The following is a 22,105-nucleotide window of genomic DNA, read 5'->3' on the forward strand; positions in this document are numbered from 1 at the left end:
CGCAGCCACGCCGCTGACGCGGAGGCGAAGAACAGCGCGACAGCGACCGCGACGATGGTCGCGCCGGCCGCCGTCTCCGCGTGCCAGGAGATCAGCAGACCGGTCACGGTCGATAAGCCGCCGAATACGGCCGCCAGCAACATGATCAGCGGAATCCGATCGGCCCAGTAGGTCGCCGCCGCGGGCGGCGCGATCAGCAGGCCGAAGACCAGCAGCGTGCCCGCGACGTGATAGGACGCCACGATGGCCAGGGTCAGCAGGCCCAGCAGCGCAGCCTGGGCCCACCGCGGCCGCAGCCCGAGCGTGTGCGCCTTCCGCGGATCGAAGGCCAGGGCGACGAACGCCCGATGTCCCAGCCCGGCGACGACGGCCGCGATCACCAGCGCCACTCCGAGATAGGCGAGATCACGAGGGCGGATGGCCAGCACGTCACCGAACAGGAAAGCGGTGACGTCCACGGCGAACGACTGCGACCGGGATACGAAAATGACGCCCAGCGCCAGCATTCCCACGAACACCAACGCGATGCCAGTGTCCGCGGCGAATCGTGGATTGCGTTGCAGCGCAGTCACACCCAACGCCATCGCCGCCGCGCTGCACGCCGCCCCCAGCAACAGATTGCCGCCAAGCAGTGCGGCCACCGCAACGCCGGGGAGCATGCCGTGCGCCATCGCGTCACCGAGAAATGCCATGCCGCGCACCACAACCCAGGTTCCGGCCAGCGCGCACACGCAGGACACTAGCAGTCCGCCCCACAGCGCTCGCTGCACGAACGTCACCTCGAATGGGGCAAATAGGACATCCATGGCGCAGAACTATAATGGAAATGATTTTCAATACAAGTTAGGTGCACAGGTGCAGACGACGACAAGCCCAGCGGTCCGGATCGACTCCGTCACGGCCGGTTATGGATCCGGCCCGGTGCTGCATCACCTCACCGCCACCATCCCCGCAGGCCGCGTGACCGCGGTCGTCGGCCCGAACGGATCGGGAAAGTCCACACTGCTCGGCTTGATAGCCGGCGTCCTCACCCCCACCGCGGGCACGATCCACCGCGCCGGCGCCCGGCGCCCCGCCCTCGTCGTCCAGCACAGCGCGGTCCCCGCCACCCTGCCCCTCACCGTCCGCGACACGGTGGCGATGGGACGTTGGGCTCATCGTGGCCCCTGGCGCCGCCTGACCCGCGCCGACACCGCGATCGTGCACGCCTGCATGGAACGCCTCGGCATCACCGACCTGGCTCGCCGTAGACTCACCACGCTGTCCGGCGGGCAACGTCAGCGCGCATTGCTTGCCCAGGCCCTGGCGCAGGAATCCGATCTACTGCTCCTCGACGAGCCCACCACCGGTCTGGATACCGATGCCCAGCAAGACATCTCACGTATTCTGCGCGAGCTCACCGCCGATGGCACCACCGTTGTGCTGTCCACACACGACCGAGCGCACGGCGCCGATCACCTCCTCCGGCTACAGCACGGACGCCTGATCACCTCCGACCAGCCGGAGACAGCGCCTGCGTGTTCGCGATCCTCGATCAGGTCGGCCCCCGAAATCGTTGCGCCCCATTCGATATCGGGCAACGCCGACAGTACAGTCCCGCTGCGGCTGTCAGACCGCAATGCGAATTCGCGGACCGCACACGGCAAATAGGGACCACTGCCGGCGCCGCCAAGGCAAAGGCGAGTGTGGATGTTCTCGCGTCTTCCCTTACCTCGCAGCGGTTTCCGGCCGCCCCGTTCCTTCGAACAAAGTCCGGATATCGTCGGCGAACTGTGCCGTGTCAGCCAGATCGAAAGCCACCCGTTGAAGCAGAAAGCCGTGCAGCAGCCCCATCACGATCCGTGCGGCACGCTCCGGCTCCACAGTGGGCGCGGCGACGCCTGCCGCCTGACCGCGGCGCAGCGCAGCGCAGCGGCGATGCTGTCGCGTACGGCTGCGAAGCCTTCCTCCGCGCGAGCGTGAACAGCACTGTCGCGCAACATCTCCGACCACGTCTGTACAGCGCAGCGCAGCAGTTCCTCGACCGGCACCGGCGCTCCCGCGGCATCGGTGACAGTCTCGGCACTGAGCGCCTCGAGCGAGGCAGCCATCAGGTCGGCGACCGAGGCGCCGTCGGAGGCGGCGGCCAGTCGCTGGACCGGTTCGAATATTCGATCTACCGCGCCTTCTGCCAGGCCAAGGAAATAGCCCAGCAGAACTACCGCCAGGGTGCGCTGAAGCAGCATATGGGCGTCGTCACCCCGTGGTTCAGCAGCCACTTCGAGCAGAACCGGATGCTGCTGGGCGAGGACTGGTGGCCGTACGGCCTCGTCGCGAACCGCAAGGCCGTCGACACCTTCCTGCGCTACCACTACGAACAGGGTCTTTCGAAGCGGTTGCTGACCAGCGAGGACATCTTCGTCCCCGCGCTCCTCGACACCTGAGCATCATCCCAACCGGCTCACCTCGCTCGGGCGGTCGCTACAAGACCTTATCGATGCGCTCCTACGCTGGGCCACAACGACATTGCCCGACATCGAATGCGCCCGCGCGCGTTTCGACGACCGAGAGCGAGCCGAGTAAACGCGAACACCGAAGCCGTAGCGGCCGCCAAACCGAGGCACTCAACGCGCTCCAGCGGGCCCGTCAACTCCTGCGCACCGCCGCCGACCCCGGACCTGCGTTGCGCGCTCTGCACGACCGCATCCTGCATCACGATCCCACCCTGCTCGCACCATCCGCGGCCGCCGGTAGACCCGACCCGGTCCCCGTCACGCCGGGAGCGCCGAACGAGCGCACCGGCCACCACGCGATCGGGCACCGGCCTGCCACGGCCATCCAGATCGGATTGCATCCGCAGGCCTTGGATCGCGACGCCAACGGCTTCCCGCGACACCCCGCGCTCACTGCGGATACCCTGCGAAAGACCAACGCCGACAACGCCGCTCTCCTCCACGCTGCCGGTTACCGGGTCGATGCCTGCCTCATCGAAACAGGCGAGGCGGGTGCCGACACCGTCCGCCGGGCCCTCGCCGCCAAACCCTACGACATCGTATTCATCGGCGCCGGAATCCAGTTCGCCACCAGCACCCCGATGGTCAGCTCATCGAGGAGGTCGGCGGCGTCGCGATTGCCGGCGGCGGGCGCGGTGACGTGTCCGGTTGGATTCTGCACACCGACCGCCGATCCGCGCCGGCACGGCCGGTGCCGACGCCTCAGGCGGGCCGCAGCGGACCGATGTAGGTGCCCGGGTTGGTGGCACCGTCCTGGCGCTGCACGCTCCCGGCCTGTGGCCACGGCACGCGCAGCTGGGTGGTGGTGTCGGGCGGGGTCACGATGATCGTGCAGGGAGTCCAGCCGTTCGCTCCGCCGGACAGATAGGTGAGCTCGCTGCTGACCGCTTCGCCCGGAGCGACGGTCACCGGGGCGAACCCGGTTTGCTGGCGAGGCAGCGAATAGATCGGTCCCGCATTGGGATCGTTGGGACCGGCCAGGTCGACGCCCGGGTAACCCTGCACCAGACAGGTCTGCGCGGACGTATTGGTGAGCACGATCCGTAGCCTGTTCTGCCCGCTGGGCGCGGGCGCCCCGTCCTGCTGGGTACTCGCCTTCAACATCTCCGCCGTGCATACCTCCGACTGCGCGGAAGCGACCGCCGGAGCCAGGAGAGTCACGGGAACTGCCACTGCCACAACCGTTATCGCTTGCCACATCGCTGACGCGCACTTGCTGTCGACCATAGTGCGGCACGGTACGGCAGCCGTGGTGGTTGCTCAATGTATGTGAACGTATGTGGCGGGGAGGTTCTACCCGGATGGCGCGGTGGTTTGATTCGGCAACCGGAACCACAGCGCGTCCGGGCGTCCCGGCCTCGCCGTGGTGATTCCACGCGGCTCGTGCCTGCCAGGAACAGTGGACAGGCATCGTGAACAAGCCGGCCGGGGCGTCGATCACGACCGGGATGCAGTTGAAGACGCCGGCCGCGGCGGCACGCAGATGCCCCCAGCCATGGCACAACGAATTCGGGGTTTGTCCCGGCGGACATCAGCGTCGTGCCTCCCTCGCGGCATGCGTCCTCGATCCGCCGGAGGCACTCCGGGCTCGGAGCTCGGGAACGGTCTGCACCTCGAACTCGAGGTGTGATCAGATCGCGGAGGTGCCGCCGTCGACTGCCAACTCCATACCATTGACAAACGACGAGTCGTCCGAGGCGAGGAAACAGTGCGACCGTGGCGATCTCCTCGGGTCGGCCCATCTTCCCCCGCGGGATCAGCGCTTCGAACTGCGCTTTGGTCTCCGCGTCGAACAGCTGCTCCTGGATCGGTGTGGCGATCTGGCCCGGGCTCAGCACATTGACCCGGATCCGCCGGTCCTTCAGGGATCGCACCGATCTCAGTCCCCGGGAACGGCTGCTCGCCGCATTCGACAAGCCAGAGTCGGTGCCACCGGACGAGCTGACACCGCTGTGCCCCTTCATCGCCGCCGCCGTCGAGATCACCGACCCCGGCCACCCGGCACGCCGCCGCGCACGCGACTACAAGACATCCGTCGCCGCCCGCTTCGCCGAAACCGCCCGCCAGGCCGGCGCAACCGACCCCCAGCAACTCGGCGAACAACTGGCACTGCTCCTCGACGGCACCACAGCCCGAACCCGGGCACTCGGCAGCGAGACCCTCCCGACCGCTGCCGCCATCGCCGCCGTACTAATCGACAACGCTCTCCCCACGGAGCCACCCCCAGCGACCGAGAACTGAGTGCGGGGTCGAGGCTCACCCCCACGATCGAATCACGGTGCGAATCGTCTTGGGCCTCATGGCATCAACGGCCGTAATCTTGGGATCATGGTGTTCGATTCCGCGCGGTTCGATCTGCGGCCTTATGCCGGGTTCGACATGGACCGGTACGTGCGGCGGACGTTCTGCAGCTGGCAGGACCTGGGCTGGCAGTCCCTGCTGGTTCAGCGGTTCGAGCATGTCCCGGCCGCCGAGGATGTGGTGGCGCCCGGCACGGCGGATCTGCACCTGGTGCTGCCAGTGTCCGGGCGGGCGGAGATGGAGACCAGCGACGGCGGCCGGGCCGTACGCCACCCCTGGATCCCAGGCCGACTCCTGCTGGGAATTCCGCACCGGCCGCTGGTCCGGCACTACCGCGGCGACGCGGCGATGCGCAGCGTGCAGGTGCACATCCCGCGCGACACCATCGATTCGATCGCCGCGCGGCTGGGCGGCGAGGTGGATTTCGAGGCCATGGCGGCGTCCCTCGCCGAGCCGGACCCGCTGCTGGAGCAGGCCATTCGAGCGCTCGGCGCACCGGACGGGGCGGGCGAGCTGTACGCCGAGTCCGCCGCCGCGTTCCTGACCACGCACCTGCTCACCCGGCACGCACGGCTGCCGGGTGATCGAGTCCCGGCCCGGGAGGACGCGAGGGTGCGCGCGGCCGTGGCGCTCATGCGGGAGCGGCTCGCCGAGCCGGTCACCCTGGCCGACCTGGCCGCCGAGGTACACCTGTCGGTCTATCACCTGGTCCGGGTGTTCCGGGACGCGACCGGGGAAACGCCACATCGCTTCCTCACCCGCCTGCGCGTCGAGCAAGCGCAACGCCTGCTGCGCGACACCGACCTGCCACTGGACCGGATCGCCCATCGATGCGGCTTCACCAGACCCGAGGCCCTGTCCACCGCGTTCCTGCGCCACACCGGGGTCCGTCCCTCCGTCTATCGCAATTCCTGACCGGCACACCGCAATTCCGCACATGGGGCGAGCAACGGTCATCGCGCTAGCGTTTTTTCGTGATCGAAATTCCGGCGGCACCGAAGATCAAGCGCTTCGCGGTACACGTCCCCGAACCCGACCTCGCCGATCTGCACGCCCGGCTGGATCGCGTTCGGCTCCCCGAGCCGGAGACGGTGCCCGACGCGTCCCAGGGAATCGAGCTGCGGCGGATGAACGCACTGCTCGACGCGTGGCGGCGGCACGACTGGCGGGCGACCGAGGCGCGATGGAACGCGATCCCGCATTACAGAGTGCTGCTCGACGGGTTGGGCATCGCTTTCTGGCATGTCCGTTCGCCGGAGCCGGCCGCGCTGCCGCTGCTGCTGACGCACGGCTGGCCGGGCTCGGTGCTGGAGTTCGAAGACATGCTCGGGCCGCTCAGTGACCCGGTCGCGTACGGCGGTTCCGCGCACGATGCCTTCCACGTGGTCGTGCCGGCGCTGCCCGGGTTCGGGTTCAGCGACCGCCCGGCCGAGCCGGGCTGGCACCCCGGCTGCACAGCCCGAGCGTGGGCACAGTTGATGACCGAACTCGGCTACCAGCGGTTCGTCGCGCACGGCGGGGACTAGGGGTGCCTACGTGGGCACCGAACTGGCGAGGCTCGCGCCGGAGCGCGTCGCCGGCCTACACCTCACGACGCCGGCGGCGTCGCCGTTGCCGGAGGACCACCGCCCGCCGTTGGGCGCTACGGCGCTACCCGGATCTCCGCACGTGGAACGTCCTGGACCGCGGCGGCCACTTCCCCGGTCTGGAACAGCCTGCCCTGCTCGTGTCCGAAATCAGGGACGCGTTCCGCGAGGTACGCGACCGCCGAACAGCATAAGGAACCAAGAAATGCAGTCCTACGACGTCACCGCCGAATCCCCCGCCACACCCGCGGCCGTGTGGTCCCTGCTGCTCGATCCACACAGCTGGCCGGTGTGGACACCGATCGACGCCCTGGAAACCGAGCAGTCCGTCGGCCTGTCCGCCGACGGCCGCGACGGCGTCGGCGCGATCCGCGCGTTCCGCACCGGGAAGGTGGTCACCAAGGAGCGGATCACCGCTCTCGAGCCCGAACGCCTCTTCGCCTACGAGGGCACAGAGAACCCGTACCTGCGCGACTACCAGGCCGCGATCGAACTGACGGAGCTTCCTGGCGGCGGCACCCGGATCCGCTGGCACGGCACGTTCACGGCACGCGTGGGGACACGCAGTTTCCAACAGTGGTATCTCCGCCGCTTCATGCAGACCATGGCAACCGGGCTCGCCGAACACGCCACCAAACAGACCGAACACCATAATCAGACCTGAACAAGGTCGCGGCGCAGGCCTGGCTGACGTGGGACAGACGCTCTACTCCTTGCGAAAGCCGGCAATGGCCCAATCGGTCTCCGACCTCGGTGAACTCCATAGCAGCGCGACTGCTGGAACCCACAGGTATCTGCCGCGTTAATCGGTATGGCGGGCTAGCCATTCCAAGATCCGGTGCGGCTCCTTCTGAAAGTGGAGGTACCCGTGCCAGCGCCGGTGGTGCCGTGGATCCAGAACAGTTCCTACGGCACATCCGAGCTGATGGCATCAAACAGCGGCTGCACATCCGACGGGCGCGTCATGAGATCGTCGTGGACCTGGTAGACGAATGTCGGCACCCGGACCGAGGCGGCGGCGCCGAGCGGGGACATCTCGTCGAGGCCGAGACCGGTACGGAGCCCGATCAGCCAGTCCAGCCTCGGCCGGAATACCGCGGCGCTCGAGCGTGCGCTCCAGCGCCACCCGTGGTGAAAGCGACTGACAAGCGACCATGCAGCGGACGTCCGCGAATTCGCTTGGGGCACGCTGCATTGCGAAGAAGGTGGCGTTAGCGCCCAGGCAGCGGCTGTGAGACCGATCAGGTACGGCGTGGGTCAGCCGAAGGCCGCCCGGTGCGCCTCGGCGCAAGGAGACGGCAGGTCGTCCGGTACGACGACGCTGCCGGTGATCAGCGCCGGAGGTTCGAGCGGGATCGCGCGCACCCGGGTGGAGCGGATCTCGGCCACCTGATCGGCCGGCAGCACCGTCCAGCTGCGCGGATCGGAGCCGACCTCGACGATCGTGTCCCCTACCGTGCCTGCGCAGTGGCCCGGCCGCACCGGGGCCGGGGGCTCCGGTAGCGCGGTTACCACCGATGGGTCGTGGTCTTGAGAAGTTCGGAAGGGACCCCCGGCCAGTTCGGCCACACCGACCGCCGCACGATCGGCGGCGGGGTGCCGCGCGGATATGACCGCGAACAGGGGCTCCGTCCAGGTCGGCAGCACCCGCAGCCCGTGCGCCGAACTCACTCCCCTGGCCAGGGCCAGGTCGATCTCTCTCTGCCGCAGGGCGTTCAGGCGTGCGGTCAGCGGCAGATCGACGAGCACCACGTCGAACGCCGGATCCCGCTCCCGCAACGCGTCGATCCCGCGCTCCAAGCGGGCGGTGAATTGCCCCGTGCCCGTTCCGATGCGCATCACGCCTGCCCGCGGGCTTGCCGCGACCCGGACCCGGTCGGCGGCCGCGAGCGCCTCCCGCGCCGCGTCGAGCACTCGATGCCCGGCCTCGGTGAGCCGCACCCGCCGCGGTGAACGGTCGAACAACCGGACACCCAGCTCACGCTCCAGCCGCGCGATCTGCCTGCTGACCGCGGGCTGCGCGATATGCAACCGGTCGGCGGCCCTGCCGAAGTGCAGCTCGTCGGCGACCGTGACGAAGTACCGCAACGCCCGTAGCTCCACCAGCCCTCCTTCGACGATGCCTTCAGGTTATCGCTGCGCGTCAACCTTGATCGTGGCTCGCCGCGGCCCGCCGTGCTGAAGTCGAGGCATGAACATCGATCTCGGTCTGCTCGGCGCCCATCTGCGCGAGCACGAAGTGAACATGGCAGCCGCGGCGGAACTCGAGCGAGTCGGCTACGGCACGCTCTGGCTGGACGCCTCACCGCCGGCCGACCTGGTCCTCGCCGAGGAACTGCTCGACGCGACCATCCGGCTGGTCGTCGGCACGAGTGTGGTGAACGTCTGGACCGCCGACGCGGACACCGTCGCCGCCTCCTACCACCGGATCGAGGCCAAGCACCCCGGGCGGTTCCTGCTCGGCGTCGGGATCGGGCACCGGGAAGTCCACACCGAATACGCCTCGCCATACGACACACTGGTGTCCTATCTGGACCGGCTCGCCCACGCGGGCGTGCCGACCGACCGCACGGTGGTGGCCGCACTCGGGCCCCGGATGCTACGCATGGCCGGCTCCCGCACCGCAGGAGCCATTCCCGGCATGGTCACCCCGGAGCACACCCGACGCGCCCGCACCCTCCTGGGCGCGGGGAAACTGCTGTTGCCCGGCCATTTCGCCCTCATCGAGCCGGACGCGGGGCGGGCCCGCGCGGTCGCCCGATCCGCACCACCCGGAACCGCGCTGGGCGTCGCCAACTACGCGAACAACCTCCGGCGGCTCGGCTTCACCGAAGACGACCTCTCCGGCGCCGGCAGCGACCGCCTCATCGACGCCCTCGTCGCCCACGGCGACCCGCCCACCGTCGCTACCCGCCTGCTGGCCCATCGAGCTGCCGGCGCCGACCACGTCGGCGTCTACCCCCTCGGCGATGACCCGATCACCACGCTGTTCGCGGTCGCCGAAGCGGTGCACGCCGCAGACCGTCGAATTCGACCGTCGTAACGGCCGCGCGTGGGCTCGACGCCGAGCGCATCGGCGATTGCCCGAGCCAGGGCTACGTCTGTCTCGGGCGTTAGGGTGTTGGCTGCGGCGCCTGAGGCCGCGATGGCACGGAGAACAACCCCGCGCGATGGGCATCGGCAGCAGGCTCGCCAAGGCACTGCAGCTTCTGTGCTGACGGTGGTGGACACGACATCAGACAGCGTTGCCGGCCAACCCGATTCGGGTGTTCGCGGTAGCTTCCGTGACCCTGTTCGCGACGTCGTAGGCCTGCTGGTGTCGCCTGATCTCGTCGCTGTTCGTCACAGTCCAGGTGTACAGATGGAGGAACGGACCTCGGAGTGACTCCCCCAACGGAGTGAGGGAGTATTCGACGCCCACCGGCGAGGTAGGCAGCACTGTGCGTTGGATCATGCCGTTGCGTTCGAGCCGTCGCAGCGTCTGAGTCAGCACACGCTGTGTGACACCGTCGAGTCGACGCTTGATCTCGTTGAACCGGGTCGGTCGCTCCAGGACGGCCATCGCCATCATCGACCATTTGTCGGCAATCTGGTCCAGGATCGGCCTGCTCGGGCAGTCCGCCCGGAAGACCCAGCCGTCAGGTCCGCGCAGGGTGGTGTCCTCCATGATCCTTGGTTCCTCCACAGTGCGTTCTTGACGGCACATCATCACCGTCCGATTGTAAGTATGCAATGAATACCTACAACCTCGCGACGATCGGAACCTAGTCATGCCCTTCGGCTTTTTCACCACTGTCCGCCCCTCCCTCGCCAGCGGCGTACTCACCGTGGTGCTGGACAACCCGCCAGTGAACGTGCTCAGTGCGACGATGATGCGAGAGATCCGAGATCTGCTGGCCGACGTGCGGGACCGATCGTCGGTGAAGGTCATCGTGTTCGAGAGCGCCAATCCGGAGTTCTTTCTCGCACACGTCGACATGCGCATCGCCGACGACATGGAAATCCTGACCGAGGTGGCCGAGTCCGCGCCGACAGGGGTGAATGTCTTCCAATCGATCGGAGAGCTGATCCGGCACCAGCCGCAGGTCACAATCGTCAAACTTCGCGGCCTCGCCCGTGGCGGCGGAGCCGAGTTCGTCGCTGCAGCCGATATGAGCTTCGCCGCCGACACCGCTCGCATCGGTCAGATCGAGGCTCTCATGGGCATCACTCCTGGCGGGGGTGCGACGCAGTACCTGCGCGAGCGCGTTGGCCGCAACCGTGCCCTCGAAATCGTGCTGACGGGTGAGGCGCTCGATGCCGCGACGGCCGCCGCCTACGGTTGGATCAACCGCGTTGTACCCGAGGATCGCCTCGACGACGAGGTCGCCCACGTTGCCTCCGGGCATCGCAGCACTGGCAGAGGGCGTGGCCGCGGGAGCGAAACAAGCGCTTCCGCCGGCCGAATACGGCGATGCACTCGTGACTGAAAACGATGCGTGGAGTTCGCTCGTCAATCGTCCCGCCGCCGGACAGCTCATGAGTGCCGCTCTCGATGCTGGCGCCCAGACCCTAGAGGGAGAACGAGACATGGAAAAGCTCATGCGAAGCGTTCGCCCCTGACCAGCGGCGACGGGCAATCGCTGGCCGGCCATCCACCGCTGCGATGCCACCAGTCTCTTCCGGTCGGCGTTGGAGAAGGCTCCCGCCAGCAGCGTGCTACACGGTGCCGGCGAAAGCGAGGTCGCGGTCAAGAGCGTCGCTGAGCAGATTGCGCGGATGCTCGATATCCCTACCGCCTCGCTGACCCTGGAACAGGCCCGCAACCATCTCGGGAACGCGTTCCTGGCCACATTCTTCTCCCTCGACGTGCCCGTCTCCAGCGAGCGCACCCAGGCACTTCTGGACTGGACACCGCAGCACGCGACGTTGCTGGAGGACCTCGAGACCGGCGACTACTTCACCCCGCACAGGCCAGCAAACGTGCCGAGGAGATCTGGTTAGAGATCCGATGGGAAGCCGGGGTCCCCGAGAAATCGCCGACTTCCCTAAAAACGTAATACTCAGCGATGCTGGCGAACGATGCTTTGATGCGAAAGAAACACCACCCCAACAATATAGCCACCGCGGCAGCGGCCATTAACGATCCTGGTCGGCAGGCTTGTCTGCGTGGCGCATCGCTTCCATCAGTTCTGCGCGAAGCCGAGCGACAGTCGGCTCATCACCAGCATCTTCGGCTGTGGTGATGTCCTGGCGGAGTTGCGCGATAACGTCCTGGTTGCTCATGGATTTCTCCCGTCGTCTTCGTGGTGACCCGGATGCGCGGATAGCGATCACGGTCACACCATCGGTCGATCCGATCCGTTAGGCAGGGTGTCCGGATTCAAGCCGGTGAAACAGCGCATGAGCCCGGATCAGGCTGAAGAAAGTTTGTGCGAAAACAGCTTTCGGCGGATGGGTTCGTCCTATGCCGATTCGCGGTTCTCGAGTCCGACCGCGTCGATGAGTTCGGTGCGGTGATCGCCGAGTTCGGGGTAGTCGGTGCTGAGTTCGTTCATGAGGTCGGCGAGCGCGTCGGCGATGGCGTTCAGTTTCTGTTGGAGGGCTTCCTCGGAGCGGGACTGGGTGTTCTGCAACAGTGCGACCAACAGGAAGGTCACGATGGTGGTCGCGGTGTTGATCACCAGTTGCCAGGTGTCCACGCTGGGCAGGATCACGAACGTCGGCGCCCAAAGGATCACCATCAGCACGCAGAATACGAAAAACGCCGCTTTGGAGGTCAGTGCGGCGGCCCCGCTGGCGAAGCGGTCGAACAGGCCTGGCTTGCCGTCGACATCGGAGGGCATCGTGCTGTTCTCGTCGGAAGGGGCCCGTGTGTACTTGTTCATCGACGGTCCTGCGCGGGGTCGGCGTGCCAGGCTCGATCGATCGGAAATGGTGCGGGGTGCACAGTGAACTCGATCCCGAAGTCGTTCGATATCAACGGCATTGGTATATCGGTCGACAGTTTGCGGGGGCTCGAACCGGATTCGGGAGGTAACGCGCGCATGCGTGTCAGGACCCGCGCGTCCGCGTTCGCGCGCTCGGGCAACCCCATCACGCGGCGGCGCCGGGCGATGACGCCCGTGGCGAGGGCCGCGAATCCGAGGTCGGACAGCGCGGTTGATGCGGCGGTACCGGCAAGCCGGTGCCCGTGCTGATCTGCCATCGATCCTCCTGCTGATGCGGCGAAGCAGCCGAAACGGCTCTCGACGCGCAGATACCCGCGCCGACCGCGGCGAAACCGGATGCTTAAGACCGGACTCCGAGCTGACGCCTCCCTGCTCGGCTCGTTCGCCGACGCCCGCGCGGGGTACGGCCAGAGCGACCTGAAGACTTCGAGTGAGGAACATCGACTGGCATCTGTGGTTCGGACCTGCACCTGTACGAGGTGCTCGGTGCCCATATGAAACCCGACGACGTGCTCGGTCACGAGCCGAGGGCCGGGTCGTCGAGACCCGCTCGGCGGTCACCGGACTTACCACCGGGGACTGATTCCAACACAAAACCGACAGCGGTGAAGATCGCGCCCTGCGATGAACTCCAAGCACTGATCAACCCACCACCAAGGCGCGGCCATCGGTGGTAAAGGTGATCCGGCGGGGTTCGGCGGTCGGTTCGGTCGGCACGGATGACCACCAGTTCCTCCCATCGCTGAGTGTGGTCCATACATCCGGTCTCGATCAGCCACTGCGCACGATCGCGCAGCACAGGACTGAACGCAATCCAACGACGTTGCACCACAGAGGCTTTGAGGCCATGCGCGCGCAGCGTCGACAAAGTCAGATCCGCGTCGCAAAGGGCCGAATGCACCAGTAGCGCGATACCACGCGGGTTGAGCAGCGTGGGCAGCGATGCACACACTCGGTCCAGGGTGGCGCGGCCGAGGTGGCCGCCGTCCTAGGCGCAAGCGCGTCCGCGGGCATGCGGACCGTCGGGCGAGGGCACATACGGCGGGTTGGCCAGCACCACATCGAAACGCCGGTGCCCCAGCGTCGCGGCGAAGTCACCGAGCACCAATTCCACCGCAATGCCACGCAATCGATAGTTGAGCCACGCCGATGCCAAGGCGGCACGCGATATGTCCACCGCCGTCACCGTCTCAGCCCGCACCGAGCCGCGGCCACCGCCAGTGCACCAGTTCCGGTGCCGACATCCAGCACACTCACCCCTCGCGGTATGTCGGCCGCGCCAGGACCTGCACCAGCAACCAGGTGTCGGCCTGGGGCCGGTAAACACCCGGAGTTCGAATCAGCCAACGAGGCACAATCTGATCACAGCATGGGCGGAGCCAGTTCCTCCGGAACTTCGCGAGCCCTCAGACGGGATACACATCCACGATGACCAGGCGTCTTTTCCAGTTGCCCATGTTTCGCGTGCCCCGCCGGGGATACGAACCTGCAGCGACGAGACCAGAACCGTCACGCCACCGCTATTTGCCGATGACCGCCAGTTTTCGGTGTTACAGGAGGTTGGCGTATTGGTCGATACCCCCTCCGAACACACACATTACGCAACGTCACCCGTTCTACTTGCGGTTATACAGGAAGGGTGAGCGATGGCTTTGAGCCGCATCAGTGCAGAACCGCGGGTAGAGGCGCCGTGGGCGGGTTCGATTCGGGTTCAGCTGAGAAAAACACAGCATCCAGAGCGGCGAGCGTTGGAAGAACGCACCGCTTCGCAGCGAACACCCGATGCGAAGCGGTGGTCTGATGATCGACACCGACCGCTTGGATCCGGCCGACCACGCCATGGTGATTGTCGAGGGGCGACAGCGCATCAACGTGCGGATCCAAAGGCAGTATGCGCCTCGGTGGGGACGGCGAACTTTCGCATGGCCGCAGATGCTGCGTTGTATCCACTCATCCCGTGCGCCCCCGGCCCTGGTGGTACGGCGGCCGAGCAGATGAACATCCGGTCCGCTATACGGTAGGGGCGCAGGGTGATGCGTGGTCCGCCGAAGATCAGTTGGCGAATGTTCTTGTCGCCGATGAGGATGTCCCCGGCCACATAGTTGGGGTTGTAGGCCTGCATGGCGGTGGGGCCGACCACGGTGATGGCGACGATGCGGTCCCGGAACCCGGGTGCGAACCGCTCGACCGCGTCGAGCAGCAAGTCGGTGGCGTCCTCCGAATATCCTTGTGGCACATGAGCGTATAGATCGATGGGGTGTAGGTTTCCGCGTGATCGTGTGGAGTCGGCGAGGTACTGCTGTCCGACCACGATGAAGGGCCGGTCGGGAAGCCGGCCTCGATGAATTGCGTGTTCGGCGCGAACCACATCGGCGGCGCTGCCGCCGATGTGCAGGCTTCCCGCTTTGCCAGCATGGGGGTTGGTCCACGGGATGCCGCCCTCGACGGCCAGGCTGACCTTGTAGGCGGCGGGCCCGTGCCGGAATCGCCGGTACGCTCGGGAGACCTGCGACGGCAGCCGGTCACCGGCGATGTCGGCGATCGCGGCCGGGGCGAGATCGAACATCACGAGGTCGGCTGGCGGCAGTTGGTCGAGCGACTTGACCCAGAGGCCGGTCTCGATCTTTCCACCCAGATCTGTCAATGCGGCCGCCATGGCGTCCGCGATTGCGCGCGAGCCGCCCACCGCAACCGGCCACCCGTAGCGATGGCCGGCGGTGGTGATGCCGAGACCGATTGCCGCGGATAGGATCCGGTGCTGTGGTTGCCAGCCGTGTGCCATGTTCCCGGCGAACAGCGCCCGCCCCTGCTCGGTACGGAACAACCGTCCGAGCGCTGCGGCCGGGATCAGGGTCGGGATGCCGAATCGTGCCAACCGCACCGGATGTGACGGTATCCGCAGGAGTGGTTGCATAAAATCGGTCGCCAGCAGCTCGTATCCAGCGGAGGGGCCGGCGAACAGACGGCGCCAGATCGAGCCGTCGGCGCCGAGGCCCGCGGCGGTGTCTTCGAGGGACCTGTACAGCACTCCTGCTGTTCCGTCGTCGAGTGGGTGCACGCAGTCGATTTCCGGCCACGCCCATTCCAATCCGTATCGGGCCGCGTCGATTCCGGTCAAGAACGGCGACCCGACGGCCATGGGGTGAGCCATTGCGCAGTGGTCGTGCAGCAGCCCGGGGAGGGTGAGCTCGCCGGAGCGGGTGCCGCCGCCGATGGTGGCGGCACCCTCGAGCACGGTGACGTCGACGCCGTGCCGGGCCAGCGTGACGGCGGCGGCCAGTCCGTTCGGCCCGGAGCCGACCACAATCGCCGTGGTCATCGCACACGCGCCGAGGGCAGAACCCGGGTGTCGTCGCGGCGGAGAGGATGAACCGGGAACAGGTCGCCTGGCTCCGGCCATGGCTGGCGGGCCAGCATGTCCGCGACCAGCACGTAGCCCTCCTCGATGACTCCGCTCTCGGCATCGATGATGCGATATGCCTGGCGTTGCCGGTGGATCGGCTGGGATTCGAGGACGACGATGCGCAGTTCGCCTTCCTCGAACCGGCAGCGACGCTGCAGCGCTGCCAGCAACTGTTCGTTGTGCAGATGCCCTTCACCGAAGTTCCAGCCGAGCAGCGGGCCCGCGACAATCTCTCCGTCGCGGATGGCGTAGTCGTCTACGTTGTCGACGGCCCGTGTGATCAGACCGTTGAGCGCCCTGCCATGCGTATGCATCGATCGCCAGCCCATCCCGGACTGGATCAGGATGTCGGCGATCTCGGGGCCGTACAGCTTGGTCAACTGGGTGACCGGTAGCGCGGCGCTCTTGGTCACATGCTGTTCGAGCTTCAGCTCGGCGTCCCCGCGGAAACACCAGGCGCTGGTGGCCCAGTTGCCAGCGTAGTAGCGCATCGACGTCAGGAACGAAACCCATTGCGGCCGAACATGTCCGAGGACGACAACGAGTGTGGAGAACAGAATCAGCGCGAAAACCAGCGGAGATCGAAGCCCCGAGACATCGATGTAACCGTAGTGTCCGAACAGGTCGAACAGGCTGAAGATGAAGAAGATGTTCCACTCCAGCGGCACGCCCATCGGCACCGTGGAGATGATGTGCAGGTGGAAGACCGCCATGAAGATGATCGCCGCCCACGTCAGCGGGCCGCCGTGGCCGAGGAAGACCAGGTAGGCGGGAACCAGGTATTCCACGATGGTGCCGCCGTGTGCCAGCAGGGCCGGGATCCGTGACGGGCGCAGGTCCCGCGGCGGGTCGCGATACATCTTGCGCTCCAGCCATTTGATCCGCATGACCGGGCTGTTACTCATCATGACCGCCACCACGTGCCCGAAGTGATGGTTGAGCTTGGACGTGGCCGCACCCCACCACAGGGCCAGCATGACCAGCTTGAATCCGATCACCATGTCGGTGAACGGGACGAAGAACATCAGCAGCATCAACAGGTAGTGTTCGGGGCGGGCCGCCAGAAACACCGTCTTGTCCCGCAACCCCAGCGCGCCGAGGGCAACGACCAGAGCGACGACGACCGTGGGATCGAGCAGACCTACGTGACTGCCGTCTGCTGGCGGAGCGCCATGACCGGAGGCGAGCAAAGCCCAGATTCCGGATCCGAGGACGACCGCATACAGGGCGACGTCGATGATGCCGCGCTCGTCACCACGGGTGAACGGCACCTTCCCTGGCCACGGCGGCAGACGCAGGGTGCCGGGGCGCAGGAAGTACAGCAGCCCGCCGATCGGCGGCAGGAACCGCATGGTGAGCGGCCCGAACCCACACCCGAACCCGAGGATTTCGAACAGCAGGGTCCACACGACCAGTTTCTGGTAGACGATCGGCTCGGTCCACCACGAGGCGATGTGGGTGAGCCCTCCGAGTCCAGGGGTCAAGGAGATTACCGCTGCCGCGCCGAGGACGTACAGGGCGCACTTGACGAGGTAAAGCAGGTAGACGGCATAAGGGGTGCCGAAGCCGTGCTCGACCCAGTGTTCCGCAACGGTGCGGAGTCGTTCGCCGCGCGGCCGGGTCTTCCATTCGGCGTAGTCGATGTCCGGAAGGTCCGGTTTCGTGAATCCCATGGCAGATGTCTTTCGAGAGGGAACGGAATGTAATCAGAGGCGCGCTTCGACCGAGCGGGCGCGCAGAGTCCGCTTGTCGATCTTCCCGACGGGGTTCTTCGGGATCTCGTCAACGGTCACGATCAGTTCGGGAAGCTTGTAGCCGGCCAAGGAGTTCCGGAGAAGATCGAGCATCTGTTCCGGGTCGACCGCGGCGCCATCGCGATAGGACACAAAGGCGATGGGTACTTCGCCGTAGACAGGGTGCGGTCGCCCGATCACGGCGGCCTCGAGGACCTGTGGATGGGTGTAGATCGCGGACTCGATCTCCTTGGGATAGATGTTCTCTCCGCCGCGGATAATCATGTCCTTGATGCGGTCCACCAGGGTGAGGTAGCCGTCGGCGTCGATGCGACCGACGTCGCCCGTGTGCAGCCAGCCATCGACGATCACCTTCGCCGTCTCCTCGGGCCGACCCAAATATCCCCGCATCACGGTCGGACCTTTGATCACGACCTCGCCCGCCGATCCGTCATTGAGGAAATTGCCGTCGCCGTCGACGACGGCGATCTCCTGCCCCGGAAGCGCGATACCGACGGTGCCAGGTTTGCGGACACCGTCGAGCGGATTGCCCGTGCTCGCGCACGTTCCCTCCGACAGGCCATAACCTTCGTAGATCGCGACACCGTAGCGCTCCTCGAACCGGGCGAGCAGTTCGACAGGCATCGGAGCCGCACCGCAAAGGGCGAAGCGGACCGAGGAGGTGTCGGGCCGGATCTCGTGCGGCAGCGCTGACAGCATGGCGTAAATGGCTGGCACCGCGGAGAAATAGGTCGGCCGTGCCGCCCCGACCCTGTCGAAAAAGGTCCGCGGCGAGAACCGGCCGGCGACAGTGGTCTGGCCGCCGGCGAGCAGCGGCGACAGCACGCTGACCACGATGCCGTTGACGTGGAACAGCGGCAGAATCAGCAGACTGTGGTCGTCAGCGGTCAGCCGCATGCCCGCGACCATCGTCTCGGCCCTCGCCATGATGTTCGCGTGCGTCAGCTCGACGCCCTTGGGGCGTCCGGTGGAACCGCTTGTGTAGATGATCAACGCCAGCGCGTCGTTCGAGAACTCGATCGCCTCTGCGCCGCCGACGCGGCCTTCGTGCCGATCCAGCTCTGGCACCGAAAGCCGTTGCGCCGCATCGATCTCGCCGGCCTCGCAGTCGTCAGCGCAGACCAGTACGCGAGCGCGGGAATCGCTCAACTGATAATCCACCTCGGCCGAGGTCAGCGACGGGGCGATCGCCGTCGCCGCGGCACCCAGCCGCCAGGCCGCGAACAATGCCACGATCAATTCGAGCCGGTTGGGCAGCATCACGGCGACAACATCGCCGACACCGATTCCGGCGTTCGACAACCGATCGGCGTACTTCTGCACGAGGTCGAGGAACTCGACGTTGGTGATCCGCCCCCGGTCGTCGTCGGCAAGACAGGGGTTGGTGGGGACGATCCCGGCGCGTACATCCGGGAGGGCGGCGAAGTGCATGTCGATCTCCTTGCTAACGCAGCAGCTCACTTGCGTGAACGACACGTTAGGAAGGCGGTGTGACCTGGACCATATCGCGAGCGCATGAACATAGCCGGAGTGATCGTGCGCATCGCACGACGGATGACTCAGTCACTCACGGACTGCAGCACTGTCGACCCCAGCCATCGGCAGGCCAGCAGGGCGACCTCAACGTCCAGCCGTCCCTCCCGCAGCGAATGCCCCAGTACTGCCTCCGCCTTGCGGATCCGGTACTGGACGGTATTACGGTGCAACACCAGCCGCTCGGCCGTTGTCTGGAAGCTGCCGTTGGTGTCCAGGAAGACACGCGCCGTTTCGCGCAGCTGTGCCGTGGCATCGTCGTCACGCGCCAGCGACCCAAGGATTTCGCTGATCCATGCCCGCGTGGCGGCCAGATCCGAGCACATCAGCGCGATCGGCCCGACCTGTGCCGAACATGACACCGACACACGCTCCGTTGCCGGCGCGGACATCGCGACCACCTGTGCTTGTGTCGCCTGGCGATGGGTCAGCCGGAAGCCCTCCAGCCCAGCCGCAGGCCTGCCCACCGCCGCCCATGTCGCCCTCGGAATGCTCACCGCGGCGGGATCCATTTCCAGTTCGGGTTGCGGGAGCCAGGCCCACAGGGTCGATTCGTCGGCCGGGATCAGCACGGGTTGTCCCTGGCAGGACAACTGATCGGCGATGGTCGTCACCACTTGTTTGGCAGAACGCAGTTGATCGACGCCCGCGTCGGACCAGACAACCAGGCCCAAGTGGGTCCGGTCGAGCCGATATCCCAGCGCACGCTCGCTCTCTCCCAGATCGACACGCTGTCCGGACAGGATCGAGCGCACCCGAGCAGTGCGGACGGCCATCTGGTTCTGCAGCCATCGGTCCCGCTCGTCCTGATAGGCGGTCACGACTTGTTGGGAGACCCGATCGATGTAGGCGAACGAGCGGTCGGTCATTTCGGCCACCGCCGCTGTGACCAAGTCGAGGTCGTTCGTCGCGGCAGTGATCTCACCGAGCATGTGGTCGTTGAATAGTCGCTGCCCGATGCGGTACGCCCGCAGCAGCGCGGCGATCGAGGTACCGCGCTGGGCCATGCGACGGGCGTACTCCAACGCCTCCGCTGGCGCATCGAGCTCGTCGATGTCCAGCCCCAGTTCGTAGATATGCAACGCGATCACGACGTTGCTGGTGACGCTGGCGCGCAGCAATGACTCCACCCGGCTGTCGCCGCGCAGCTCCGGCTCGATCTGGAGCATCTGCTCCGTCAAACGTTCGGACAAGGCCAACGCATGCCGGCTCAGCCCTCCCGCGATCCTCGCTAGCAGTTCTGCGGCGTCGGTCTGCATCTGATCATCCTGTGATATACACGACCGAGCGGGCTCGGGCGGGCTCGACTTCCGAACGCCTACGATCCGTAGCGCAAAGCTCGGCGTAATAGTCGCCGATGTACTCCGGTGACCAGGAACCAGATACCAGCGCGCGATACGCGACGATGGCCACTTCTGTAGTCGGACTCCGCATACATGCGGGTTTCACACACTGAGCAACTCCACGCGGTCATCGCGGTGTCGAACTTTCTTGCAGTCTGGACTCATGCAGGAGGACAGCTTCACGAGCTTCGCCAGGCTGTGGAAGCTCCTGGTAGAGCGTGGAACCAAGATTCTGAACAAGGTAGGTTCGCTTTGCCCATTCATATGCGTAGAGCGCTCTCTGCAGCCAGAGTGATGGACAATCTTGAAAGTAATCGCCAAGGCAATCACTGGGGTGGGGATCGTCCATCATCAAGGCTTCCATAGCCGCATGAAACCCGGCTCTGTTGATATCGATGTCGTGAGAATTATCTATGTCGTGAGAATTCATGATCAATCCTTGGTTCGAATTAGCGTGAGCCACCTCCGGCAATGGCAACAAGAGCGAGAGACAGCAACATACGGATCGCATTTACCTGTCTGCTAGGAACGACGCCAGCAACCCGCGGCCCAGCCGCAGCAAGCCGGAGGACTGGATCGACCCGCTCGCCATTCAGAGGCCGGTGGTGCGCGAACAGGCGAATGGTAGCGAAGGTCTCGTCGCGACAGTGCTGTTCGCAGAGGATCGGTTCGCCAGTCGTACGCACCAGGAGCCTCGGCCATCGCGCATCCTTCCGCGTTCACCTGGAATGTGAACATTCACCGTACGTTCGATAGGCAGCTGTTCAATTGGTGACCATCGTCACCACACTGCGAAGGAATGTCAAGTGATCTGCGGTTCTGCTCTAATCCGATTGGCAACGGCGATGTAGTATGTTCAGTATGCCTGAACAGGAGATCGTGCGTGAGGATACTGGCGACACCGGTGCGGGTCACCTTGTGCGCCGGGCTCGAACGGCGGCTGGAGTCTCGCTGCGCGAACTGGCACGCAACATCGAGGTGAGCGCCGGGACCCTCAGTGCCATCGAGAACGGCAAAACAACACTGACCGTCGGCCGGCTCGACCGGATCGCTGCCGAACTCGGCGTCTCCGCGGTCGACATTCTCGCGGCCCGGCTGCCGTCAGCCGCCGACGCTACCGGCAGATCACCTGCCCGGTCGGCCAGTGACGGGCAAACATGGCGCACTTTTGAGCCCCTGACACTCGATCCTGCTCTCGACGCCGCGATCGCAGCACTTCTGCAAACCGGTTACCACGGCGCGACGATGCGGAGTATCGCGGCCAACGCCGGTATGAGTGTCGCCGGCGTCTACCACTACTACCCGAGCAAACAAGACCTGCTCGTCGCCATATTCGACCTCGGGATGTCCGATCTGTATTGGCGAATCCCGGCAGCCCGCGACGACGGCGCAACCGTGGTCGAACGATTCGCCAACATTGTCGAAGCCCTCGCGTTGTTCCACACACACCGCAGTGACCTCGCGTTCATCGGGGCCAGCGAAATGCGCAGCGTCGACGAACCCACACGCTCCCGAATCGCTGCTCAGCGAAACGACGTTCAGCGAATGATCGACGACCAAGTTGCCGCCGGAATCCGGGCAGGCGAGTTCACCACCCGCTACCCACGCGAAGCCGCCCGCGCCGTCGCCACCATGTGCACTTCCCTGCCGCAGTGGTTCCGCCCTGTCGGCCGTGTCTCTCAACAACAAATCGCCGTCGAATACGCGCAATTCGCCGTCGACATCATGCGCGGACACACAACCCGAGCCGTCATGACCCACGC

At 66.0% G+C, this 22,105-nt stretch carries 27 protein-coding genes and 2 pseudogenes; 13 read left to right on the forward strand and 16 right to left on the reverse strand.

The window, feature by feature from the left end:
* Positions 1-806, reverse strand: an 806-nt coding sequence (gene aztB / locus NA5_RS36025) for a zinc ABC transporter permease AztB (protein ID WP_169811414.1), incomplete at its 3' end; no start/stop codon positions are given.
* Positions 807-855: 49 nt separating this feature from the next.
* Here aztB and aztA point away from each other — a divergent pair.
* The 4 genes and pseudogenes from aztA to NA5_RS43385 form a co-directional block, all read left to right on the forward strand.
* The gene (gene aztA, locus NA5_RS36030) at positions 856-1,650 is read left to right on the forward strand and encodes a zinc ABC transporter ATP-binding protein AztA (protein ID WP_245672616.1); all 795 of its coding nucleotides are present in this window, start codon (positions 856-858) and stop codon (positions 1,648-1,650) included.
* 39 nt (positions 1,651-1,689) lie between these two features.
* Entirely contained in the window at positions 1,690-1,962 is a 273-nt protein-coding gene (locus NA5_RS40985; RefSeq protein ID WP_157110831.1) for a hypothetical protein, read from the forward strand.
* Positions 1,959-2,423 (forward strand): hypothetical protein, encoded by a 465-nt coding sequence (locus NA5_RS41965; protein WP_218020239.1) that lies wholly within the window; start codon positions 1,959-1,961, stop codon positions 2,421-2,423. Before NA5_RS40985 ends, NA5_RS41965 begins: the two co-directional genes overlap by 4 nt.
* Before the next feature lie 53 nt (positions 2,424-2,476).
* Positions 2,477-2,677 (forward strand): annotated as a pseudogene (locus NA5_RS43385) (BTAD domain-containing putative transcriptional regulator); the annotation flags it as partial.
* A gap of 344 nt (positions 2,678-3,021) precedes the next feature.
* On the opposite strand, the gene NA5_RS42955 reads toward NA5_RS43385, so the two are convergent.
* From NA5_RS42955 to NA5_RS42685, 3 genes are read right to left on the reverse strand one after another with little or no spacing between them, the layout of a single operon-like run.
* A complete protein-coding gene (locus NA5_RS42955; RefSeq protein ID WP_281201780.1) occupies positions 3,022-3,153 on the reverse strand; it encodes a hypothetical protein in 132 nt (43 codons plus the stop codon).
* A 41-nt stretch (positions 3,154-3,194) separates the two neighbouring features.
* Positions 3,195-3,665 (reverse strand): DUF4232 domain-containing protein, encoded by a 471-nt coding sequence (locus NA5_RS42680; RefSeq protein ID WP_245672617.1) that lies wholly within the window; start codon positions 3,663-3,665, stop codon positions 3,195-3,197.
* 11 nt (positions 3,666-3,676) lie between these two features.
* A complete protein-coding gene (locus NA5_RS42685; RefSeq protein WP_245672623.1) occupies positions 3,677-4,327 on the reverse strand; it encodes a hypothetical protein in 651 nt (216 codons plus the stop codon).
* Between NA5_RS42685 and NA5_RS42690 the strand changes: the two genes are divergently transcribed.
* The 4 genes from NA5_RS42690 to NA5_RS36070 all read left to right on the forward strand — a co-directional run bounded on the left by NA5_RS42690 (position 4,209) and on the right by NA5_RS36070 (position 7,043).
* Positions 4,209-4,733, forward strand: coding sequence for a hypothetical protein (locus NA5_RS42690; RefSeq protein WP_245672619.1), 525 nt, complete (start codon positions 4,209-4,211; stop codon positions 4,731-4,733). The genes NA5_RS42685 and NA5_RS42690 overlap by 119 nt on opposite strands.
* Before the next feature lie 87 nt (positions 4,734-4,820).
* A complete protein-coding gene (locus NA5_RS36060; protein ID WP_062993521.1) occupies positions 4,821-5,708 on the forward strand; it encodes an AraC family transcriptional regulator in 888 nt (295 codons plus the stop codon).
* Positions 5,709-5,767: 59 nt separating this feature from the next.
* Entirely contained in the window at positions 5,768-6,319 is a 552-nt protein-coding gene (locus tag NA5_RS36065) for an epoxide hydrolase family protein (protein WP_218020240.1), read from the forward strand.
* A gap of 265 nt (positions 6,320-6,584) precedes the next feature.
* Positions 6,585-7,043 carry an SRPBCC family protein gene (locus NA5_RS36070; RefSeq protein ID WP_062993522.1) on the forward strand — a complete coding sequence of 153 codons (459 nt, stop codon included), beginning with the start codon at positions 6,585-6,587 and terminating at the stop codon, positions 7,041-7,043.
* Between the two features lie 242 nt (positions 7,044-7,285).
* Here NA5_RS36070 and NA5_RS36075 read toward each other — a convergent pair whose 3' ends face one another.
* Both NA5_RS36075 and NA5_RS36080 read right to left on the reverse strand, forming a co-directional pair.
* Positions 7,286-7,567, reverse strand: a complete 282-nt coding sequence (locus NA5_RS36075; protein WP_218020241.1) for a hypothetical protein — start codon at positions 7,565-7,567, stop codon at positions 7,286-7,288.
* A 69-nt stretch (positions 7,568-7,636) separates the two neighbouring features.
* On the reverse strand, positions 7,637-8,482 hold the full coding sequence (locus NA5_RS36080; protein WP_062993523.1) for a LysR family transcriptional regulator: 846 nt from the start codon (positions 8,480-8,482) through the stop codon (positions 7,637-7,639).
* Positions 8,483-8,570: 88 nt separating this feature from the next.
* On the opposite strand from NA5_RS36080, the gene NA5_RS36085 reads away from it, so the two are divergent.
* Entirely contained in the window at positions 8,571-9,422 is an 852-nt protein-coding gene (locus NA5_RS36085) for a TIGR03620 family F420-dependent LLM class oxidoreductase (RefSeq protein ID WP_062993524.1), read from the forward strand.
* A gap of 192 nt (positions 9,423-9,614) precedes the next feature.
* Here the strand turns inward: NA5_RS36085 and NA5_RS36090 are convergent, their stop codons facing one another.
* Positions 9,615-10,046 carry a winged helix-turn-helix transcriptional regulator gene (locus NA5_RS36090; RefSeq protein WP_062993525.1) on the reverse strand — a complete coding sequence of 144 codons (432 nt, stop codon included), beginning with the start codon at positions 10,044-10,046 and terminating at the stop codon, positions 9,615-9,617.
* 205 nt (positions 10,047-10,251) lie between these two features.
* Here NA5_RS36090 and NA5_RS43390 point away from each other — a divergent pair, with 205 nt between their 5' ends.
* Positions 10,252-10,848: an enoyl-CoA hydratase/isomerase family protein gene (locus NA5_RS43390; protein ID WP_371856488.1), complete on the forward strand. Its 597-nt coding sequence runs from the start codon at positions 10,252-10,254 to the stop codon at positions 10,846-10,848.
* Between the two features lie 226 nt (positions 10,849-11,074).
* The gene (locus NA5_RS36100) at positions 11,075-11,362 is read left to right on the forward strand and encodes a Rossmann-fold NAD(P)-binding domain-containing protein (RefSeq protein ID WP_157110832.1); all 288 of its coding nucleotides are present in this window, start codon (positions 11,075-11,077) and stop codon (positions 11,360-11,362) included.
* 135 nt (positions 11,363-11,497) lie between these two features.
* On the opposite strand, the gene NA5_RS40990 is transcribed toward NA5_RS36100, so the two are convergent.
* From NA5_RS40990 to NA5_RS36110, 3 genes are all read right to left on the reverse strand, one after another.
* A complete protein-coding gene (locus NA5_RS40990; protein WP_157110833.1) occupies positions 11,498-11,644 on the reverse strand; it encodes a hypothetical protein in 147 nt (48 codons plus the stop codon).
* Positions 11,645-11,823: 179 nt separating this feature from the next.
* Positions 11,824-12,246 (reverse strand): low affinity iron permease family protein, encoded by a 423-nt coding sequence (locus tag NA5_RS36105; RefSeq protein ID WP_245672622.1) that lies wholly within the window; start codon positions 12,244-12,246, stop codon positions 11,824-11,826.
* Positions 12,243-12,566 (reverse strand): hypothetical protein, encoded by a 324-nt coding sequence (locus NA5_RS36110; RefSeq protein WP_062993527.1) that lies wholly within the window; start codon positions 12,564-12,566, stop codon positions 12,243-12,245. Before NA5_RS36110 ends, NA5_RS36105 begins: the two co-directional genes overlap by 4 nt.
* A gap of 180 nt (positions 12,567-12,746) precedes the next feature.
* Between NA5_RS36110 and NA5_RS43395 the strand changes: the two are divergent.
* Positions 12,747-12,889 (forward strand): annotated as a pseudogene (locus tag NA5_RS43395) (alcohol dehydrogenase catalytic domain-containing protein); the annotation flags it as partial.
* A gap of 408 nt (positions 12,890-13,297) precedes the next feature.
* On the opposite strand, the gene NA5_RS43085 reads toward NA5_RS43395, so the two are convergent.
* The 6 genes from NA5_RS43085 to NA5_RS41000 form a co-directional block, all read right to left on the reverse strand.
* Complete coding sequence (locus NA5_RS43085; protein WP_307188895.1) at positions 13,298-13,486, reverse strand: methyltransferase; 189 nt, start codon at positions 13,484-13,486, stop codon at positions 13,298-13,300.
* Between the two features lie 690 nt (positions 13,487-14,176).
* On the reverse strand, positions 14,177-15,628 hold the full coding sequence (locus NA5_RS36125; protein ID WP_062993529.1) for a phytoene desaturase family protein: 1,452 nt from the start codon (positions 15,626-15,628) through the stop codon (positions 14,177-14,179).
* The gene (locus tag NA5_RS36130) at positions 15,625-17,385 is read right to left on the reverse strand and encodes a DUF3556 domain-containing protein (RefSeq protein WP_062993530.1); all 1,761 of its coding nucleotides are present in this window, start codon (positions 17,383-17,385) and stop codon (positions 15,625-15,627) included. The genes NA5_RS36125 and NA5_RS36130 overlap by 4 nt, the downstream gene beginning before the upstream one ends.
* Positions 17,386-17,418: 33 nt before the next feature.
* Positions 17,419-18,897: a class I adenylate-forming enzyme family protein gene (locus NA5_RS36135; RefSeq protein WP_062993531.1), complete on the reverse strand. Its 1,479-nt coding sequence runs from the start codon at positions 18,895-18,897 to the stop codon at positions 17,419-17,421.
* 128 nt (positions 18,898-19,025) lie between these two features.
* Positions 19,026-20,258, reverse strand: a complete 1,233-nt coding sequence (locus NA5_RS36140; RefSeq protein ID WP_062993532.1) for an RsbRD N-terminal domain-containing protein — start codon at positions 20,256-20,258, stop codon at positions 19,026-19,028.
* A 211-nt stretch (positions 20,259-20,469) separates the two neighbouring features.
* A complete protein-coding gene (locus NA5_RS41000; RefSeq protein ID WP_157110834.1) occupies positions 20,470-20,772 on the reverse strand; it encodes a hypothetical protein in 303 nt (100 codons plus the stop codon).
* A gap of 431 nt (positions 20,773-21,203) precedes the next feature.
* On the opposite strand from NA5_RS41000, the gene NA5_RS36145 reads away from it, so the two are divergent.
* A partial coding sequence (locus tag NA5_RS36145) for a TetR-type transcription factor C-terminal domain-containing protein (protein WP_157110835.1) occupies positions 21,204-22,105 on the forward strand: 902 nt, incomplete at its 3' end.

It is taken from the genome of Nocardia anaemiae NBRC 100462 (genome assembly GCF_001612725.1).
In the GTDB taxonomy this organism is placed as follows: Bacteria; Actinomycetota; Actinomycetes; order Mycobacteriales; family Mycobacteriaceae; genus Nocardia; species Nocardia anaemiae.

Bases quoted from the DNA above. Each gene is read 5' to 3' on its own strand.
- NA5_RS40985 (WP_157110831.1), top strand. From the start codon at position 1,690: ATGTTCTCGCGTCTTCCCTTACCTCGCAGCGGTTTCCGGCCGCCCCGT.
- NA5_RS36060 (WP_062993521.1), top strand. From the start codon at position 4,821: ATGGTGTTCGATTCCGCGCGGTTCGATCTGCGGCCTTATGCCGGGTTC.
- NA5_RS36070 (WP_062993522.1), top strand. From the start codon at position 6,585: ATGCAGTCCTACGACGTCACCGCCGAATCCCCCGCCACACCCGCGGCC.
- NA5_RS36085 (WP_062993524.1), top strand. From the start codon at position 8,571: ATGAACATCGATCTCGGTCTGCTCGGCGCCCATCTGCGCGAGCACGAA.
- NA5_RS36090 (WP_062993525.1), bottom strand. From the start codon at position 10,046: ATGGAGGACACCACCCTGCGCGGACCTGACGGCTGGGTCTTCCGGGCG.
- NA5_RS43390 (WP_371856488.1), top strand. From the start codon at position 10,252: ATGCGAGAGATCCGAGATCTGCTGGCCGACGTGCGGGACCGATCGTCG.
- NA5_RS40990 (WP_157110833.1), bottom strand. From the start codon at position 11,644: ATGAGCAACCAGGACGTTATCGCGCAACTCCGCCAGGACATCACCACA.
- NA5_RS36105 (WP_245672622.1), bottom strand. From the start codon at position 12,246: ATGAACAAGTACACACGGGCCCCTTCCGACGAGAACAGCACGATGCCC.
- NA5_RS36110 (WP_062993527.1), bottom strand. From the start codon at position 12,566: ATGGCAGATCAGCACGGGCACCGGCTTGCCGGTACCGCCGCATCAACC.
- NA5_RS36125 (WP_062993529.1), bottom strand. From the start codon at position 15,628: ATGACCACGGCGATTGTGGTCGGCTCCGGGCCGAACGGACTGGCCGCC.
- NA5_RS36130 (WP_062993530.1), bottom strand. From the start codon at position 17,385: ATGGGATTCACGAAACCGGACCTTCCGGACATCGACTACGCCGAATGG.
- NA5_RS36135 (WP_062993531.1), bottom strand. From the start codon at position 18,897: ATGCACTTCGCCGCCCTCCCGGATGTACGCGCCGGGATCGTCCCCACC.
- NA5_RS36140 (WP_062993532.1), bottom strand. From the start codon at position 20,258: ATGCAGACCGACGCCGCAGAACTGCTAGCGAGGATCGCGGGAGGGCTG.
- NA5_RS41000 (WP_157110834.1), bottom strand. From the start codon at position 20,772: ATGAATTCTCACGACATAGATAATTCTCACGACATCGATATCAACAGA.